The sequence below is a fragment of the Pantoea sp. SGAir0215 genome (assembly GCF_043543215.1).
This window is the reverse complement of the sequence record NZ_CP028031.1, coordinates 2,642,350-2,659,689: the sequence shown is the minus strand read 5'-3', so window position 1 is coordinate 2,659,689 and position 17,340 is coordinate 2,642,350. Positions and strand designations below refer to the sequence as shown.

At 58.8% G+C, this 17,340-nt stretch carries 15 protein-coding genes and 1 pseudogene; 7 read left to right on the top strand and 9 right to left on the bottom strand.

Annotation, left to right across the window (positions count from 1 at the left end):
• Position 1: 1 nt before the first annotated feature.
• The 4 genes from pqqC to C1N64_RS12445 all read right to left on the bottom strand — a co-directional run bounded on the left by pqqC (position 2) and on the right by C1N64_RS12445 (position 2,963).
• Entirely contained in the window at positions 2-757 is a 756-nt protein-coding gene (pqqC, locus tag C1N64_RS12460) for a pyrroloquinoline-quinone synthase PqqC (RefSeq protein WP_033741349.1), read from the bottom strand.
• On the bottom strand, positions 751-1,677 hold the full coding sequence (gene pqqB, locus C1N64_RS12455) for a pyrroloquinoline quinone biosynthesis protein PqqB (protein WP_394514841.1): 927 nt from the start codon (positions 1,675-1,677) through the stop codon (positions 751-753). The genes pqqC and pqqB overlap by 7 nt, the downstream gene beginning before the upstream one ends.
• Positions 1,678-1,729: 52 nt before the next feature.
• On the bottom strand, positions 1,730-1,801 hold the full coding sequence (gene pqqA, locus C1N64_RS12450; RefSeq protein ID WP_009090272.1) for a pyrroloquinoline quinone precursor peptide PqqA: 72 nt from the start codon (positions 1,799-1,801) through the stop codon (positions 1,730-1,732).
• A gap of 139 nt (positions 1,802-1,940) precedes the next feature.
• Positions 1,941-2,963, bottom strand: coding sequence for a dipeptidase (locus C1N64_RS12445; RefSeq protein WP_039340425.1), 1,023 nt, complete (start codon positions 2,961-2,963; stop codon positions 1,941-1,943).
• A 185-nt stretch (positions 2,964-3,148) separates the two neighbouring features.
• Here C1N64_RS12445 and leuA point away from each other — a divergent pair, with 185 nt between their 5' ends.
• Complete coding sequence (leuA, locus tag C1N64_RS12440; RefSeq protein WP_394514840.1) at positions 3,149-4,864, top strand: 2-isopropylmalate synthase; 1,716 nt, start codon at positions 3,149-3,151, stop codon at positions 4,862-4,864.
• On the opposite strand, the gene C1N64_RS12435 is transcribed toward leuA, so the two are convergent.
• Both C1N64_RS12435 and C1N64_RS12430 read right to left on the bottom strand, forming a co-directional pair.
• Positions 4,785-5,567: an AraC family transcriptional regulator gene (locus tag C1N64_RS12435; protein WP_110267533.1), complete on the bottom strand. Its 783-nt coding sequence runs from the start codon at positions 5,565-5,567 to the stop codon at positions 4,785-4,787. The two genes, leuA and C1N64_RS12435, sit on opposite strands and share 80 nt — an antisense overlap.
• Complete coding sequence (locus tag C1N64_RS12430; RefSeq protein WP_394514839.1) at positions 5,564-6,415, bottom strand: NAD(P)-dependent oxidoreductase; 852 nt, start codon at positions 6,413-6,415, stop codon at positions 5,564-5,566. Before C1N64_RS12430 ends, C1N64_RS12435 begins: the two co-directional genes overlap by 4 nt.
• Before the next feature lie 456 nt (positions 6,416-6,871).
• On the opposite strand from C1N64_RS12430, the pseudogene C1N64_RS12425 reads away from it, so the two are divergent.
• Together C1N64_RS12425 and C1N64_RS12420 are read left to right on the top strand one after the other, a co-directional pair.
• Positions 6,872-7,234 (top strand): annotated as a pseudogene (locus tag C1N64_RS12425) (TonB-dependent siderophore receptor); the annotation flags it as partial.
• Positions 7,235-7,310: 76 nt separating this feature from the next.
• Positions 7,311-7,562, top strand: coding sequence for a PIN domain-containing protein (locus C1N64_RS12420; RefSeq protein ID WP_375096273.1), 252 nt, complete (start codon positions 7,311-7,313; stop codon positions 7,560-7,562).
• A 107-nt stretch (positions 7,563-7,669) separates the two neighbouring features.
• Here the strand turns inward: C1N64_RS12420 and C1N64_RS12415 are convergent, their stop codons facing one another.
• Both C1N64_RS12415 and C1N64_RS12410 read right to left on the bottom strand, forming a co-directional pair.
• On the bottom strand, positions 7,670-8,227 hold the full coding sequence (locus C1N64_RS12415) for an isochorismatase family protein (protein WP_054633825.1): 558 nt from the start codon (positions 8,225-8,227) through the stop codon (positions 7,670-7,672).
• Positions 8,228-8,421: 194 nt separating this feature from the next.
• A complete protein-coding gene (locus C1N64_RS12410; RefSeq protein WP_394514838.1) occupies positions 8,422-8,967 on the bottom strand; it encodes a helix-turn-helix domain-containing protein in 546 nt (181 codons plus the stop codon).
• 92 nt (positions 8,968-9,059) lie between these two features.
• On the opposite strand from C1N64_RS12410, the gene C1N64_RS12405 reads away from it, so the two are divergent.
• The 4 genes from C1N64_RS12405 (at position 9,060) to C1N64_RS12390 (ending at position 17,079) form a co-directional block, all read left to right on the top strand.
• On the top strand, positions 9,060-10,235 hold the full coding sequence (locus tag C1N64_RS12405; protein WP_133745212.1) for a benzoate/H(+) symporter BenE family transporter: 1,176 nt from the start codon (positions 9,060-9,062) through the stop codon (positions 10,233-10,235).
• A gap of 162 nt (positions 10,236-10,397) precedes the next feature.
• Entirely contained in the window at positions 10,398-11,741 is a 1,344-nt protein-coding gene (locus C1N64_RS12400; protein ID WP_162285677.1) for an SrfA family protein, read from the top strand.
• A gap of 2 nt (positions 11,742-11,743) precedes the next feature.
• Positions 11,744-14,707: a virulence factor SrfB gene (locus tag C1N64_RS12395; RefSeq protein ID WP_394514837.1), complete on the top strand. Its 2,964-nt coding sequence runs from the start codon at positions 11,744-11,746 to the stop codon at positions 14,705-14,707.
• Positions 14,704-17,079, top strand: a complete 2,376-nt coding sequence (locus C1N64_RS12390) for a virulence factor SrfC family protein (protein WP_375096272.1) — start codon at positions 14,704-14,706, stop codon at positions 17,077-17,079. Before C1N64_RS12395 ends, C1N64_RS12390 begins: the two co-directional genes overlap by 4 nt.
• Here C1N64_RS12390 and C1N64_RS12385 read toward each other — a convergent pair.
• Positions 17,076-17,339 carry a barstar family protein gene (locus C1N64_RS12385; RefSeq protein WP_033741324.1) on the bottom strand — a complete coding sequence of 88 codons (264 nt, stop codon included), beginning with the start codon at positions 17,337-17,339 and terminating at the stop codon, positions 17,076-17,078. The two genes, C1N64_RS12390 and C1N64_RS12385, sit on opposite strands and share 4 nt — an antisense overlap.
• Between the last annotated feature and the right edge of the window lies 1 nt (position 17,340).

Genomic DNA, 17,340 nt, shown 5'->3' with positions numbered 1-17,340 from the left:
ATTATACCAGTCGGGTTGTGTGCCAGACGGCCTTATCGGTCACGCTGTGATAAGGCGGGCGGTGAAGTTCGTAAGCCATGGTCATGGCATCCAGCAGCGTCCAGAGAATGTCCAGCTTGAACTGCAGAATCTCCAGCATCCTGTTCTGTTTTTCCGCCGTATTACAGAACTCAAGCGCCAGGGCAAGACCGTGTTCCACGTCGCGGTTAGCCTGACTCAGACGGCTGCGGAAGTAAAAATAGCCTTCTTCTTTAATCCACGGATAGTGCTGAGGCCAGCTGTCGAGCCGTGACTGATGAATCTGTGGCGCGAACAACTCCGTCAGCGAACTGCAGGCCGCCTCCTGCCAGTTAGCGCGGCGGGCAAAGTTGACATAGGCATCTACCGCAAAACGCACGCCCGGCAGGACATGCTGTTCAGAAAGCAATGCCTCACGCGTCAGCCCGACCGCCTCGCCCAGCCGCAGCCAGGCCTCAATGCCGCCATCAGCGCCCTGGCTGCCATCGTGATCCAGAATACGTTGTACCCATTTACGCCGGGTGGCCGGGTCCGGGCAGTTGGCCATGATGGCCGCATCCTTCAACGGGATACTGGTTTGATAATAGAAGCGGTTCGCCACCCAGCCCTGAATCTGCTCGCGTGTGGCCTGGCCATTGTGCATCGCGATGTGATAAGGGTGATGGATATGGTAGTACGCGCCTTTATCACGCAGCGCCTGTTCGAAGGCCTGAGGCGACAGGGTTTCCGTAATCAGCATCTTTCGTCCTGCAACTGTATCGCCATTCCGTCCTGACTCACCTCAATGCCTTGTTCAGTCAGGTACTGACGCTGAGGCGACTGTTCGTCAAGGATGGGATTGGTGTTGTTAATATGAATAAGGATTTTGCGTTTTGCGGGCAGACGGGCGAGTAACGCCATCAGCCCCTGCTCTTCGGCCAGCGCCAGATGGCCCATGGCCTTGCCGGTATTTTTACCCACGCCCGCGGAGAGTAATTCATCGTCCTGCCAGACCGTGCCGTCAATCAGCAGGCAGTCCGCCTGTTCGAGCCACGGCAGAATCACCGCATCCGGCTCGCCCAGTCCGGGCGCATACAGCAGTTTCTGGCCGTTTGCGCGGTTTTCAATAAACAGCGCCACGTTATGGCCCGGTAACGGCCGATCGCGATAAGACGAGTACGGTGGTGCGTTACTGAGGATTGGAATCGCAGTGAACTGGAGATCCGGACAGACGTCCACGCTAAACGGCGCTAACGGGCGAATGGGGCGATGCTGTAAGCCGCCGTTCCAGTGTTTCAGCATGGTGAACACCGGGAAACCCGTGGTGAGATCGTCATAGACTTCCGGCGTGCACCATACCTGATGCGGACAACCTTCACGCAGACTGAGCAGACCGGTAGTATGGTCGATCTGGCTGTCAGTCAGGATAATGCCGCCGATCGCCGTACCGCGCAGCACACCTTTTTTGATGAGTTCTGGCGTGTGCAAAATCTGCTGACTGATATCGGGGGAGGCATTGCACAGCACCCAGTCCTCGCCATTATCGCTGACAATAATGGAGGACTGCGTACGCGGCGTCGCCTGAACGGTGCCGTTACGGACACCCTGACAGTTGGGACAGTTGCAGTTCCATTGCGGGAATCCGCCGCCTGCCGCCGAACCAAGGACTTTAATAAACATGAAAGGGACCAGGTGTTGAAACAAAATGCCCGCACAAGCGGCGGGCAAAGGATTAACGGTTGGAAATGTACAGTGTTACTTCCAGACCGAGGCGCAGATCAACAAATGTTGGTTTTTTCCACATAATTTTCTTCCTTATAAATAAACAGACAAAGAACGTACTGCAAGACAGCATCGTAACAGGGATTAAAATGCGAACCTTGTCACGCTATTTTCTCGCAGACCCTGGGGTGAAATCAACGAAAAGCCCGTAAGAAAACGTGTTAACGGATGCCGGTAAGATGTAAAACCCGCAGCCAGTTTCCCCACGTCAATTTCTCCAGCACGCTTTCATCATAGCCTTTGTCGCGAAAAACAGCGAGCAACCGGGGCAACCCACTGACATCGCCGAGCGCATCGGGCACCGAAATGCCGTCAAAGTCTGACCCGAAGGCCACATGATCGCTGCCCATTATGTTAATAAGGTGATCGCAATGTTTGACGATTTCTGTCAAATCGGTGTCGCTGTCACGTTTTCCGTCAGCACGCAGAAAAGCGTTGCCAAAGTTAATCCCGACCACACCGCCGCTGTCGCGAATCGCCCGAAGCTGATCATCCGTCAGGTTACGGGGTTGCGGACAGAGAGCATGCGCATTGGAATGACTGGCGACCAGTGGGGAAAGGCCGAGCCGCGCGGTATCCCAGAATGCCTTCTCGTTCATATGGGACACATCAATCATCATATTCAGCGCGGCCGCCTGCCTGATAAGCGCTTCCCCTTCTGCCGTCAGGCCGGGACCGGTGTCGGGTGATCCCGGAAAGCTGCCGCTAACCCCTTCGCCGAAGCGGTTTTTCAGATTCCAGAAAGGCCCAATCGAGCGCACCCCGGCATGATAAAACGCCGTCAACGCCTCGCCGTCGGGATCCAGCGCATCCGCGCCTTCGATATGGGCGACTAACGCCAAAACGCCCTCTGCGCGACAGGCGTCGATTTCTGCCGCGCTGCGGCACAGTTTTACCCGCCCCTCCGCGTGCGCCACGATACGCTGCAGCAGGTCAAGCTGCTGCCACATTATCGTCAGGGGATCATAAGGTTCTTCTGCAGCACGCGTGGACGCGACCTGCGCTAGGTAATCCTTCGGCAGAACAAAAATCGCGCACAGCCCACCTGCGAATCCGCCCTGCTGGATGCGAGGGTAATCCAGATGGCCCTCAGGCACGCCGGCAAAGAACGCCTCAGCAGGCGCATCACGATGGTGCAGCCACAAATTCAGTAACAGATCGTTGTGCCCGTCGAAAACCTGCATAGAAAACCCCCTCAAGAACATCGGGTTATGCTAACGCTGTCGCCCCGCTTCGGCAAATGGCAGCGCACGCCGTGCCACAGCCCATGAATCACGGTTGTCACTTTTGCGTATCAGGTTGTCAGTTTTGCGCGCGCCGCATGGCTGCGCTTTCGCCACACTGAGCTGACACCGAAAAGGAGAACGCAATGTTAACGAATCCCGCCGAGAAATACCGCCCTTTCCCCCTGGTTGACCTGCCTGACCGTCAGTGGCCTTCGCGGTCAATCAGCCGTGCGCCGCGCTGGCTGTCTACCGACCTGCGGGATGGCAATCAGGCGCTGGCTGAACCGATGAGTCGCGCCCAAAAGCTGCAGTTCTGGCAATTATTGCTGGACTGCGGGGCCAAAGAAATCGAAGTCGCCTTCCCGTCAGCCTCACAAACCGACTTTGACTTCGTACGGGATTTGATTGAACAGCAGCGCATTCCTGAAGACGTGACGGTGCAGGTTTTAACCCCCGCGCGCCACGATCTGATTGAGACGACCTTCTGCGCCCTGAAAGGCGCACCGCGCGCCATTATCCATTTGTACAATGCCACCGCACCGCTGTTCCGGGAACGTGTATTTAACCAGAGTAAAGCGCAGATTGTGGCGCTGGCTACCGACAGCGCGCGACAAATCCGGGCCGCCTGCGAGGCCGCACCCGAGACACTGTGGACCTTTGAATACTCGCCGGAAACCTTCTGCTTTACCGAGCCAGCGTTTGCCCTCGACATTTGTGAGGCGGTGGCCGCCGTCTGGGAACCCGGGCCTGAGCGCCCCATGATCATCAACTTACCCGCCACGGTTGAAGTTAACACGCCCAATGTGTATGCCGATCAGATTGAATTTTTCTGCCGTCACTTTAGTCGTCGACAGGCAGTGTGCATTAGCGTTCATCCGCATAACGATCGCGGCACGGGCGTTGCCTGCGCGGAACTGGCGCTGTTAGCCGGTGCGGACCGCATTGAAGGCTGCCTGTTGGGTAACGGAGAGCGCACGGGGAATGTGGATCTGGTGACGCTGGCGTTAAATCTTTATACCCAGGGCGTTGCCCCCGGACTGGATTTCAGTGACATGGCCCGCGTGATTGAGGTCGTCACCGCCTGCAATAAACTGCCCGTCCATCCGCGTCATCCCTATGCCGGCGAACTGGTGTTTACCGCGTTTTCCGGTTCGCATCAGGATGCGATCAAAAAGGGGTTTACCTGGCGCGCACAGCAGCAGGAAACCGTGTGGCAGATGCCCTATTTGCCCCTCGACCCGGCGGATATCGGCAGCAGTTATGAAGCGGTGATTCGGGTTAACAGCCAGTCGGGGAAAAGTGGGGCGGCCTGGCTGCTGGAGCAGAACCACGGTCTGCAACTGCCGCGCGCCCTTCAGCAGGATTTCAGTCGGTGTGTACAACAGGAAACCGATACCCACGGAAAAGAAATGACGCAGCACGCGGTCTGGCAACTGTTCTGTCGTCACTACCAGATTGATCGGCCCGCGCTGCGTCTGATGGATGCCCAGAGTGAAAGCGAACAAGGCGAGCAAACGCGCCTGCGGGCCCACGTCCGCCATCACGACCACCTTCTCCTGCTGACAGGCTGCGGTAACGGGCTGTTGTCCGCCGCCGTCAACGCGCTGCGTCACGCCTGCGATCTGACGTTAACGATCGAACATTACCATGAACACACGCTGGGAAAACGCAGCGACAGCCGATCGGTTGCCTATGTCAGCTGTATCAATCTTCAGGGAGAGCGCGCATGGGGCGTCAGCATCGACAGCGATACGTCACGTGCCGCCCTGCAGGCCCTCCTCAACGCGGCAGGTCACTTTCTGCCGCCGGGAAGTAGTCCGTTGGTGCCACACCGAGCACACGACGAAACATCGCACTAAACGCACCGGGGCTCTCATAGCCCAGATCGAGGGCGACCTGTAGAACCGGGTCGCCCTGTGCCAGCCGGGTCAGGGCAATGGCCACGCGCGCACGGCGCACCCACTCGCTGAAATAAAGCCCGGTTTCACGTTCGAAGTGACGAGCCAGCGTCCTGCCAGACACATTAAGCCATTCGCTGGCGCGGGCCAGCGTCCAGTCACCGGCGGGCTCCGCCTGAATCTGCATGCATAATGCCTGTAAACGCGGGCTGTCCGGCACGGGCAAGGCAAAGGGCAGCACATCCATGCCGCGAATTTCATCCAGGATCAGCTCGTAAATCCGTTCCGCCCGACTGGCTGGCGCATAGGAAACCGGTAAATCCATGGCGCTGACGATCAGCGCCCGCAGCAGGGCCGAAATTTGTACGACCTGGCAACTGGCAGGCAGATCGGCCCTGGCCAGCGGGTCCACAAACAGCACCCGGGCCGCGACCGCGCCGGTAATCTGTAAGCTATGGCGCGTCATGGCTGGCAGCCACACGCCGCGGCTGGGCGGTACCACCCAACTGCCCTGTTCGGTTTCAACCCGCACCACGCCGCTTAAGGTATGAATCAACTGCGCACAACGATGAAAATGCCAGGGCTCCGTTGCCCCGTGCGGATAATCGTGCGCCAGCGGCACCAGCGGACGCGTGCTGAAATCGAAACTGATCGTTGCACTCATTGCGACTTAAGGTACTTATAGATCACCGCTAAATCCTCTTCGCCGTGCCCGGCCTCCACGGCCTGCTGCCAGACGCGGGCGATATTTTCCAGCGCGGGCAGTGTGCTGTCCGACGCCTCAAGCGCCAGCCGGGCATCTTTAAGCGCCCACTGCAGATGCATCTGCGGCGTGTAATCTTCGCTTTCCATCATGGCGAGCTTCATTTTGGCATACGGCGCGGCCAGCGGACCGCCGTCCAGCACCTGCCACAGATCGTGGGTTGAAAAACCAAACTGTTCAGCGAGTCGGTTGCTCTCCGCCAGACTTTGCATCAGGCCGATTAACCAGCTGTTGATCACCAGTTTCATACGCGAACTTTTGCCCGCCTCGCCCAGCCACTGCGTGCCTTTACCTATCGCGGCAAACACCGCTTCAGCAGCCTGGGCACGCGAACGGTCGCCGCTGGCCAGCACCAGAATCTGGGCGTTTTCCGCAGGCGCTTTGGTGCCGGAAACCGGTGCATCGATAAACACCACATCCGGGCGCGTTTGGGCAAAGAAAGCGATCAGCGCATCGGTTTTTTCAACGCCAATAGTCCCCATCTGACACAGCGTGGCGCCCTGCTTCAGAGCTGCGCTCACCTCATGCAGCACCTGCGCTGTCGTTTCGCCATCGGATAACATCGCAATCACGACATCAGCCTCGCTTACCGCTTCAGATGCCGAATCCGCAAGGTTCAGCCCGGCGTCAACCAGGTCTTCGCCCCGTGCGCGCGTGCGGTTCCAGCCGTGAACCTCAAACCCTTTTTTCAGTAAATTCGCTGCAAAGGCGTGCCCCATGGCACCCAATCCTAAAACCGCTACGTTCATGCTGATTTCCTTGTAGTAAATAGTCAGGCCCGTGTTGCTCATACGGGTTGGCGTAAGATAAAAGGTAGCATCGGTTACCTCGTCCTTCCGTTAACGTCCGCTGTGGCTTCCCAAACCGGTTACTGACAACGCTGCCTGTCGTTCGTCCCGCACCGGGCCAAACGCGGGAGAGATCTACCCAGGATGCCCGTCTCACGGTTACATCCATCGGCTGAACATTTACGTTTTTCCAGACAACAGACAAAACGATTAACATAAGGGCGATTGTGCCCGTGGGTTCGTTTATCTCCCTATACTGCGACCTGCCGCCAGTCGTCGTGGCGTTCGCCCCGCATCGGGCTGGCGACATCCCCGGGGATAGCCGCTTTCAGGCCAAATACAGAGGGATATTAAGCGATTACGCCGGTAAAGCCTGCCGTTTTTTGTGCTGCCTGCCATCTTTTCTCTGCCGCTGACTGCGACGGCAAGCGGATGCCCGGTATCGTGCGCAACCGGATCGATACCGGCTTAGAATCAGCCCCTGAACAGGGCTTTTATGCGGTCGCGGAATGGCGTTATATGAGCAATATTGCCGCAGATGACAGCAACACAGTGCGTGCACCTTCGTATGCCGTAACGGTGGTAAACAGCGGCTAAAAATGGCTGGTTGATGCATAAACACAGGATCTGGTTGGCCGGGTCGATAATCTGGTTGACTATATGGGCTCAGTCATCGTCAACGAAAGCAATGGCCGTTATTACGAATCGGTACCGGGACGCAACTACAGCGTTGGCCTGACAGTTCCAGTAAACGCAGGCGGCTGCGCAGGTGCTTCGTGACCGCTGACTCGCTCTTTACCTTATTTTTCAGGCATGACGTTGTTACATGCCGGGATAATTTTGCTGGACGCCGCGAATGGATCCCTGCGTTCTCGCGGGGGCCGGTGGTGCTGAGGCTGACAGGACCTTTATTTCGGCCGTGACATGGCTGGAAACCAGACGCGGCATCGCGCGCCTGGCGAGGCGGGACAGTGAACAGGCGCAGCGCTTACGCCACGCGTACCAGACCCAGGTGCTGGCGGTGTATCATGAGCGGACGCTGGCAGGATTGCATACAACTGCGCACGGCTGTATGTGCCCGTTCGACGTGCTGACACCCATGCGTTGATTGCAGCGACGGCGATGCAGCCTGATCTGATTCTGGCGACGCGTCAGCCGAAAGACGTCCAGGGAATGCGCGTGATGCTGCTCATCCCCTGGCAAGTCGCTTAACCCTTACAGGGCGTTAAGTTTTGCATGCACATCGTCACAACTGCCGGTTTCCCCCAGGCGAGGAAAAATGCGTTTAATGCTGTTTTCGTGCGTATCGCTATTTAAATCCGTCATCGCATCGACCGCTAACGTGACGTTGTAACCTAATTCGTAAGCCTGACGTGCCGTCGACTCCACGCCGATACTGGTGGCAATACCGCAGATCACCACCTGCGTAATACCGCGTTTTTGTAGCTGATCATGAAGCGTGGTTTGGTTAAACGCGCCCCAGGAGTGCTTAGTGACGGTGATATCGTTATGTTGCGGTGTCATCGCCGGTACCAGTGTGGCCCAGTTTGCCGGTAATTCGCCCTGATGCCGGGGGGATTCGGTTCGGCCCGGTGCGCCGCCCGCGACATTCACAATCACGACAGGCAGGTCTTTTTCACGAAAGGCGGCCGCCAGGGCTGCGCAGCGTTCAATAACCGGCTGTGGCTCATGCACAACCGGCAGCGCAACAATCCCCTCTTGCAGATCGATAACAATCAGAGCGGTTTTCGCATCAAGTGTGGTTAAAGCCATGGTGAGTCCTCTGGAAACAGTATAAGAAGTATGGCGCAGGCTGATGCCGCTACGCACCGCCGGTTCGCCGCCAGTGCCCGAACAGGCGCGCCATACAGGGGGAGGCAATTATAGCGTGCCGGGCAGCGCTGAACAGGCGCGGGTCGTTTCAATTTGTAAGTCAGGCTGATTAATGGGCAAACCCGATCCGGTGCTCAGCGTCGCTCGACATAGTGAATCAGGCTGTGAAAACGCAGGCGCGTATCCAGCGGATTGCGATAACTGTGGGCCACGTCCGCGCGGAACTGAAAGGCCTCGTCCCGCTTCAGCCGCCGCCAGGTATCAGCAATGCCCAGCAACAGCTCGCCTTCCAGCACCACCACCTGCTCGATCACGCCTTTTTCATGCGCGGCAGAATCACTCTGCGCGCCCGGTGCCAGCTCAACGGCAAGCAAATCAAAGCGTAGCCGATCGTCATAAGGTAACAGCGGCCTCACCGCCATCTGCGCATTGTGCTGGCGATAACGGGCCACTTCCCCTTCCGCGATGGGCAACTGATGAACAAAAAACGAGAACGGGACATTAAAGCCGGTGGCGATTTTCCACAGGGTGGCAATCGTCGGGCTGGACTCGCCGCGTTCAATCTGCCCCAGCATCGCCTTACTGACGCCTGTTTTCTCGGCGGTTAACGTAAGGCTCCAGCCATTGACTTGCCTCAGTTGTTTCAGCGCCTCGCCAAGATAGTGATGCAAATTTTCCATATTGTCTCCTGCATAAGCGCATCAGTGTAGCACTTGTGCGTTATAGCGCACTATGCGACGATGTGCGCTATAACGCACAAGAGGAAGAGACCATGTCACTGCGCCATCCGCCGTTTCCCGTTACCCTGCCTATGGTGGTGTCAGGCTTTGTCGCCGTGCTGGTCGGCTACAGCAGCACAGGTGCGATTATTTATCAGGCCGCCCAGGCGGCTGGCGCGCCGCCTGCGCTGATCGCAGGCTGGTTCTCCGTCATTGGCATCGCAATGGGAATCGCCTCAACGGGGCTTTCCCTGGCTTACCGCATGCCGGTGCTGGCCGCCTGGTCCACGCCGGGGGCGGCCTTGCTGGCCACCAGCCTGCCGGGCACGTCTCTCAATGAGGCTGTGGGCGTATTTGTTTTTGCCAATGTCCTGATTGTGTTATGCGGGGTCACGGGCCTGTTTGCCCGCCTGATGAATCACATCCCGGCGTCGCTGGCGGCTGCTATGCTGGCGGGCATTTTACTGCGCTTTGGCTTGCAGACGTTTAGCGACTTCGCCGTGAACTTTCCCCTCGCCGCCACGATGTGTATGAGCTGGTTACTGGCGCGCCGCTGGTTTGCCCGTTATGCCATTCTGATTACGCTTCTGGTCGGTGTTACCCTGGCGGTAGCCCAGAACAGTCTTCATTTTCCGGCACAGGCTGCCCATTTCAGCCTTCCTGCGCCTGTCTGGCCGTCGTTTTCGCTGCACACGCTTATCGGTATTGGTCTACCCTATTTTTTAGTCACCATGGCGTCACAAAATGCGCCCGGCATCGCCACCCTTCAGGCACACGGCTATCGTCCGTCGGTGTCCGGGCTCATGAGCTGGACCGGATTACTGGCGTTGGTTCTGTCGCCGTTCGGCGGATTTTCGGTGTGTGTGGCGGCCATTACGGCAGCGATTTGTATGGGCGAAGAGGTCGATCCCGATCCCCGTCGTCGCTGGATTGCCGCGGCAGTGGCCGGCGGATGTTATCTGTTGGCTGGCGTGTCCGGTGCGCTGATTGCGGTGCTGTTCAGCGCACTGCCGGCTGTAATGGTGCACGTAGTGGCAGGCCTGGCGCTGGTGACGACCCTGGGCGGCAGTCTGCAACGGGCACTGGCAGAGCCTGCTGACCGCGACAGCGCGCTGTTGGCTTTTTTAATCACGGCGTCGGGCGTGACGCTTTTAGGGATCGGGTCGGCGTTTTGGGGATTAGTGGGTGGCGTTATCGCGCATCTGTTATTAAAACGTAAAACAGCGTAACATCATCTGGGCATTGGTTATTTTCCCGGCAGCGGGCGAAAAAACCACGCATTTGACCTCTTTTTCTGCGGTTTGATTTGCCATTGCCCCACGTAAAATCACCGTAATTGACGATAACACGCGATCTTCTGCCTCAGACAACGACCGATAAGGGCCTAACAGGTGGCAAAAACTTTTCTGCGCAGCGGCAATCTGGATGCGGTTCTGGCTTTAGGTGAGAACGGCCAGCCGGTATTTACTTCCGCCCTGCAAATCCGTGAGACCCTGCGTTTGCGCCGCCAAAGCGCACTGGCAGACTGCCTGGCGATTCCGCAAACCAATGAACGTGGCGACCGGCTTGACTGGTACGCCCCTTTTTCCGGCAAAGTCAAATCCTGGATGGCCGCGAGCGATTATGAACGCCGTCAGGCGTTGCAACATCTCACCGCCTGCCAGCAGGATCTGCAAGCCATTAGCGCCCGCGCCCGCGAGGCTGCCAATCCGGCGATGCGCCTGTTTGGCGCGCTACTCGGCAAGAGCCTGCAATTCCCCAATCAGCAATATGTTTATCTGGTGAACGGTAAACCTGTCATCACCTTTTGGGGATTTGTGGATGCGCAGGAGCGCAACCGTGATGATGCACTCGCCTGCCTGCGTGAAAGCCTGGAGGAGTCGCTGCCTGCTTCGCTGGTCGAACTGCCACCCGAGCCTGTTGTGCCGCCTGCGCCCGAACCGGTGGTGGTGCCCGAAACCGCCGCGGTGGTACCGCCGGTCGCAGAGGTGCCCGCGCCTGAGCCGGAACCTGTACCAGAGCCTGTGCCCGCTCAGGCCGCGCGTCGTCCGGCTTTCCGTCTGTGGTATCTGATTCCGACGCTGGCCGTTGCCGCAGCGGCCGCGACGGCGGTTATCCTGCATATGCCGCAATCGGAGCCCGTCACGCCGTCCGCCCCGGTCGCCCAAAATACCGCCCCTGTTGCCGCTATCAGGCCGGCAGCCATGGTGCCGGCTGAAAAACTGGCTGACACTTTGCCGCAGAAACCGGCCGCCGTGGTAGCGGGTGCGCAAACCGCCGCCAGCGCTGCGCCTGTGCCTGCAGCGGCACCGTCTGCGACGCTTTCCAACGTGGTTGCGCCTGCGGTGCCCGCGAAACCCGACGATCTGGTGGTGACACCGGATGCCGTCCGTGATGGTCAGGTTCAGGTGATTGACGGACGCTGGCGCGTGGAGATCGAAAACATCAAAACGCCGACCGGTAAACCCCCTGTCATGCACTTCCAGTTTAACAATGGCAAGGGCAGCGTACAGATCAACCAGGGGAACACCACCTGTAAGGCCGATGTCACGGCGGCGATGACCAGCGCGGGTAACATGGTGATAGAAAGCCGCTTTACCGCCCGGTGCGCGGACAAATCGCGTTACCGTATGCCGATGTTAGTGTGTCATTCCAGCATTGGCGCCGCCGCCTGCGAAGCGCAATACACCGGGGATCGTGTGTATCCCATTACGATTAAGCGTGAGAGTAAGTAACTATGTTGGCTCCCCTGATCGATGATAAGCAAAAAATTTCTCTGATTGAGAACAGCGGCGTGCAGTTCCTGGATTTTGGTCTGCAACTCTCCGCAACCCAGTCGCGCCGTCAGTTTGTGCGCCAGACCGCAAATGGCCCGTTACTGCGTCTGAATATGGACGGTAACAGCGGTAAATTTTTACTTTACCCGCAGGACGGTGGCGCACCGGAAGTCGTGCGTCCCGAAACCGATATCGCGCTGTCCGACTCCCTGACCTTACTGGAAGCCTGCTGGCTGCCGCTGCCAATGCTGCGTTGCGCCTCAGGTCGTCGCTTTATCGGCGGCCCGGAAAACTGGGCGCGCATGCGGTTAGTGGCGCTGGAGAAACCTGACAGCGCAGGCAACACGCACCGCGTTACGCTGGCGTTTGATACGCGCTGCGTGGCGGAAGAAGATGGCGGCGAACAGTTGGGACTGACGCCATCCGACGCACAGAACGGCGTTACCTTTGCCCTGGCCTGGCACAACTACGAGCTGGGGGAATTTCTTGATCACACCTGGGTAGATGGCTGGCTGCGCGAATCCTTCACCGACCGCGTGTCCGATCGCCGTGAACAGGCCATCAGCCAGGCGCTACGTGAGTTTGAATATCAGGCGCACTACCTCAACCTGCTGGAATTGCTGGGCGAACAGCTTAACCTCACGGAGATTCACATCCAGGCCGCCACGCTGCAAACGCCAGCCGTCAACGTGGATATCATTCTTGACGTCGGCAACTCGCACACCTGCGGTATTCTGGTGGAAGACCATCCGGAAGAGAGCAACGGCCTGAAGCAGACCTACGAGCTGCAGATGCGCGATCTGTCTCAACCACATCGCGTGTATAACGAGCTGTTCGACAGTCGGCTGGAATTTGCCGAAGCGCGTTTTGGTAAAGCCAACTTTTCGCTGGAAAGCGGCCGTGAGCAGGCCTTTATGTGGCCTTCACTGACCCGCGTCGGACGCGAAGCCAGCCGCCTGGCCTTGCAGCGTGCCGGCCTGGAAGGCAGCACCGGGCTGTCCAGCCCGCGGCGTTACCTGTGGGACGAAGCGCGCTATCAGCCGGGCTGGCGGTTTAATCAGCAGAGCCCACAAGGTGAACCGCAGGCCTGCGCCGCCCCTTTCACCTCACTGATGAATGACGAAGGTCAGCCGCTGTATGCGCTGCCGCTGGATGAACGCCTGCCGGTGTTCTCCGCTCACTACAGCCGCAGTTCACTCATGACGTTTATGCTGTGTGAGCTGCTGGCCCAGGCACTGATGCAAATGAACAGCGCGGCACAGCGTCAGCGCATGCCGCAAAGTCATGCACCGCGCCAGCTGCGTCATGTGATTCTGACGCTTCCGTCCGCCATGCCAAAACCTGAACGTGAAATCTTTCGTCGTCGCATGCAGGAAGCGATTGCGCTGGTGTGGAAAGCTGAAGGCTGGCATCCGGCCGACGAGGAATTTACGGCGGAGACGCAGGCGCAAAGCAGTAAACCCGTGCCGGACGTACAGATGGAGTGGGATGAAGCCACCTGCGGTCAGATGGTGTGGCTGTTTAACGAAACCCAGGTGAACTTTGCCGGCCGCGCAGAAGACTTCTTCAGCAGCATGGCGCGTCCGGATCGTCCGCGTGAAGCCGATGAGCAGCCCGGCAAGAGCCTGCGCATTGCCTCTATCGACATTGGCGGCGGCACTACCGACCTGGCGATTACCCAGTACCGTCTCGATGACGGCCAGGGCAATAACGTCAAAATTACGCCGCGTCTGCTGTTCCGTGAAGGCTTTAAGGTGGCCGGCGACGATATATTACTGGATGTGATTCAGCTGTGGGTTTTGCCGGCCCTGCAACAGAGCCTGCAGAAAGCCGGCCTGACGCTGGCCGAACCGCTGATCAACAAACTGTTCGGCCACGACAGCCGGATGGACGGTCAGGCGACGCTGCGGCAGCAAGCCACGTTGCAGGTGTTTATTCCCCTGGCGCAGGCGGTGCTTGAACGTTACGAAAACTGGGATCCGCTGGAAAGCCATGCCGAAATTAATGCGCTGTTTGGTGAGCTGGTCGATCAGCGTCCGGCAGACGCGGTGCTGGCGTTTGTTAATGGCGAAATCCAGCGTGAATTAGGCGGCAACAGCCGCTTTGACCTGCTTGAGGTGCCGCTGGTGGTCAGCATGGCGCAGCTTCACGGCGAGTTTATGCAGCATCGCATGGCGATCATTCCGGCACTGCGATCTATGTGTGAAGTGGTCTCACTGTATCAGTGTGACGTCCTGCTGCTGACCGGACGGCCCTCACGCTTCCCCGGCATTCAGGCGCTGGTGCGTCATCTGCAACCGCTGCCGGGCAGCCGCATTTTGTCGCTGGAAGGCTATCACACCAGTGACTGGTATCCGTTTAACAAACATGGTCGTATCGATAACCCGAAATCCACGGCCGCCGTGGGCGCGATGTTATGCCTGCTGGCCCTGGATTTGCGCCTGAGCAGCTTCTGGTTCCGCGCGGGCGATTTCGAGCCCTATTCCACGATCCGTTATCTCGGCATGCTGGACGAAAACCAGGCCCTGACCGATGAGAACCTGTGCTACAGCGACATCGACCTGGACGATCCCGCTTTCTCGCTGGATCGCAAAAGCAGCTTCCGGATTCGTGGCAATGTCTGTCTGGGCTTCCGCCAACTGGATAATGAACGCTGGCCCGCGTCGCCGTTGTACAGCCTGACGCTCAATGATGCCGCGCTGGCGCGCAAGGTTGCAGGTGAAAGCGTGCTTCGCGTGAAGCTGGCGGTGAAAGCCGGTCCGGATGCGCCTGGCCCCGAGACGTTGGTGTTAAGCGAAGCCCGACTGGACGATGGTACGCGCGTTCCGCTTGAACATCTGAGCCTCAAACTGAATACTCTCTCCGCCACTGGCAATGCCAATGCGCAATACTGGATTGACAGCGGGAGTGTATGTAAACGATGAGATCGGTTAAACCCCGCCAGCCGCAAACGCTGGCAAAACGCCTGAGTTTATTGCAGGACGCCCTGAATGGCAGCCTGGCATGGATTGAAAACACCCGCGAACAGTCGCCCCGTCTGGCACTGGAAGCCGAAACCCTGACCCTGCAGTTACGTCAGGCCCGTGTGCAAACGCAGGCGCTGGCGCAGCAGGTGGCCCGCCCCGTCACTTTAGCCCTGTTTGGGCAGTCTCAGGCAGGCAAAGCCTGGTTGTTAACGGAGATGGTCGCCGATGCCCAGGGACAGTTAATCACCGCGCTAAGCGACAAGCCGGTTAACTATTTTCAGCATATCAACCCGGGTAATCTTGATTTCGCCACGGCGACGCGGTTTACCCATCAGCGCGAGCCGCTGTCGTCGGAGTGGCCGGTAGAGCTGGCCCTGATGAGCGAAGCCGAGGTGCTACGCCTGGCGATTTCGTGTGGCGAAGGCGTCAGCCAGCCCGATACCGCAAACATCGACAGCGTGATACAACGTCTGCAGCGTCACCGCTTAACGACGCCACTGCCTGGCCTGGAGAGCGATGCGCTGGTTACGCTCTGGTCATGGTGCCGCCGCCATCATTTGTATGATGCACAACTGGATCGGCACTTCTGGCCTCAGGCGGTTGAACTGGCCCCGTGGCTGAGCGTTGACGATCGGGTCCAGCTGTTCTCTCTGCTCTGGCCCGCCGAACCGGCCCTGAATGAGCTGGTGCGGAGCTTGCTGCATCTGCGCCACCAACTGCGCAACAGCACACGCGTGCTGGGGCCGCTTAGCCTGTTAACCGATTCGTCTCTGCTGCCTGCCGAACAGCTTATCGTCCCGGCCAGCGAACAGGATCTCTCGCTGCACATTGAGATCTGCCCGTTAAACGGAAACCGCCTGGCCAAGCCGCAACATGTGGCGCTGGGATTACTGGCGCTGCTGACGCTGGAGGTGACGATTCCGCTCAGCTCCACGCCGCGCACCGCGATCTATGACGAAGCGGACATGCTGGAGCTGCCTGCACCCGGTACGCCGAGTGATGCGGCGCTGCGGGAAGAACGCCAGCGCCTGCAGCAGCAGGATGCGCTGCGCGCACGGCTGCTGGAGCACAAACGTACACTGCTCCCCGGCATCTATGCCGCCCGCCAGGGCATCGATTTGCTGCTGATCTGCACCGCCGCCAGCCAGCGTCAGGATGTGGATATCGCCAGCCGCGCCCTGCGCGAATGGCAACGCCTTCAGCCCAAAAACGACGTGGGTGAAAAACCGCGTCTGATTTGGGCGATCACGCCTTATGATGCGCGCCATCAGCAGGTGAATGTGGATGAGGCGGTACAGCGTCAGGTCGGCCAACCGGGTCAGCAATGGGGTTCCATGCTGGCACTGGATCGCGCCGGTGTGGATCGCATGTCCGAATGGTTACAGGATGAGATGCAGCCAGAGGCCCGCCGCGATCAGCTTATCGCGCAACTGGCGCAGATTCAGCACATGGTCGTTGAACGTCGGCTACAGCCCTGGACCGAAGCCGGTGCGTCGCCCGATCAGGCGGCGCGCAAGCAGAACATCGCGGATACCTTGTTGAAATGCCTGCAACATCGCACCGGTTTGCATGGAGAACTGCTGGAGCGGCTGCAGCCTTCCCGCGAAGCCCTGCGTCAGCTGTGGCTGAATCAGTCAGGCTCATCCGTTCCTGCCGCCACCACCAGTATTCAGGCACCGGAGAACCAGTTTGGTATCGGTTTTGAGTTCGACCTGTTCAGCGATGCTGAAATTGAACAGCCCGCGCCTCAGCAGTCCAGCTTTGGCCAGGGCCTGACTCAGTTCCCGCGCCAGGTCTTCAGCCTGTGGCTGAACCATCTGCGCCAGTTGCCGGAAAATCAGAGCCTGCTCACGCTGCTGAATATCGACAAAGCCACGATGGAATGGTTAATAGAAGAACTGATCACCGCCAGTTTCCGCACCGGTATCCTGCAGTCGCTGCAAACCGCCCTGCATGAACCGGACGCGCAGAGCATGTCGCATGAGTCGCGCGCCGATCGTCAGGTGACGCGTGCCATGACGGTATTGGGGGATTTCGTCGCGTGGCTGGGCTTCCTGCAGCGTCCGGAAGCGGAACGTCCGGCCAGCCGGGTTAACCGTGGCCAGTCGATCTTCTCACGTCCGCCTGCGCCGAGTGTGAATTTCAGCGCCGGTCAGCGACTGACAAAACTGTCGGCTACGCCAGCAAACCACACGGCGTACTACATATATGACTGGCTGGTGGGCCTGAACACGGTCATTATCGAAAACAACGGCTATACCGGTGGGGGCGATCTGCCGGTCAGCGCGCGCGAAGCGCTAGCCGACCTGCTCAAACCGCTGCGTAACTAAGCGTATATCAGGCGCAGTTCGCCACTCAGCGACTGCGCCGCCTCTTCCAGCAACGCCAGAACCGGGGCCAGATCCGCGTCGTGCCGATCGGCATTCAGCAGATAAATCTCCGCCGGCAGGGCCATGCCACCTGTCAGCCAGTCCCAGAGCGCGTCCAGGTTATTGCCGAAGTCGCCGGAACAGTCGCTTTGCGCGGCAAACTGCCGGTAAAAGGCATCGCGATCCGCCAGCTCACCGAGATCAAACCGTAGGCGCAACATC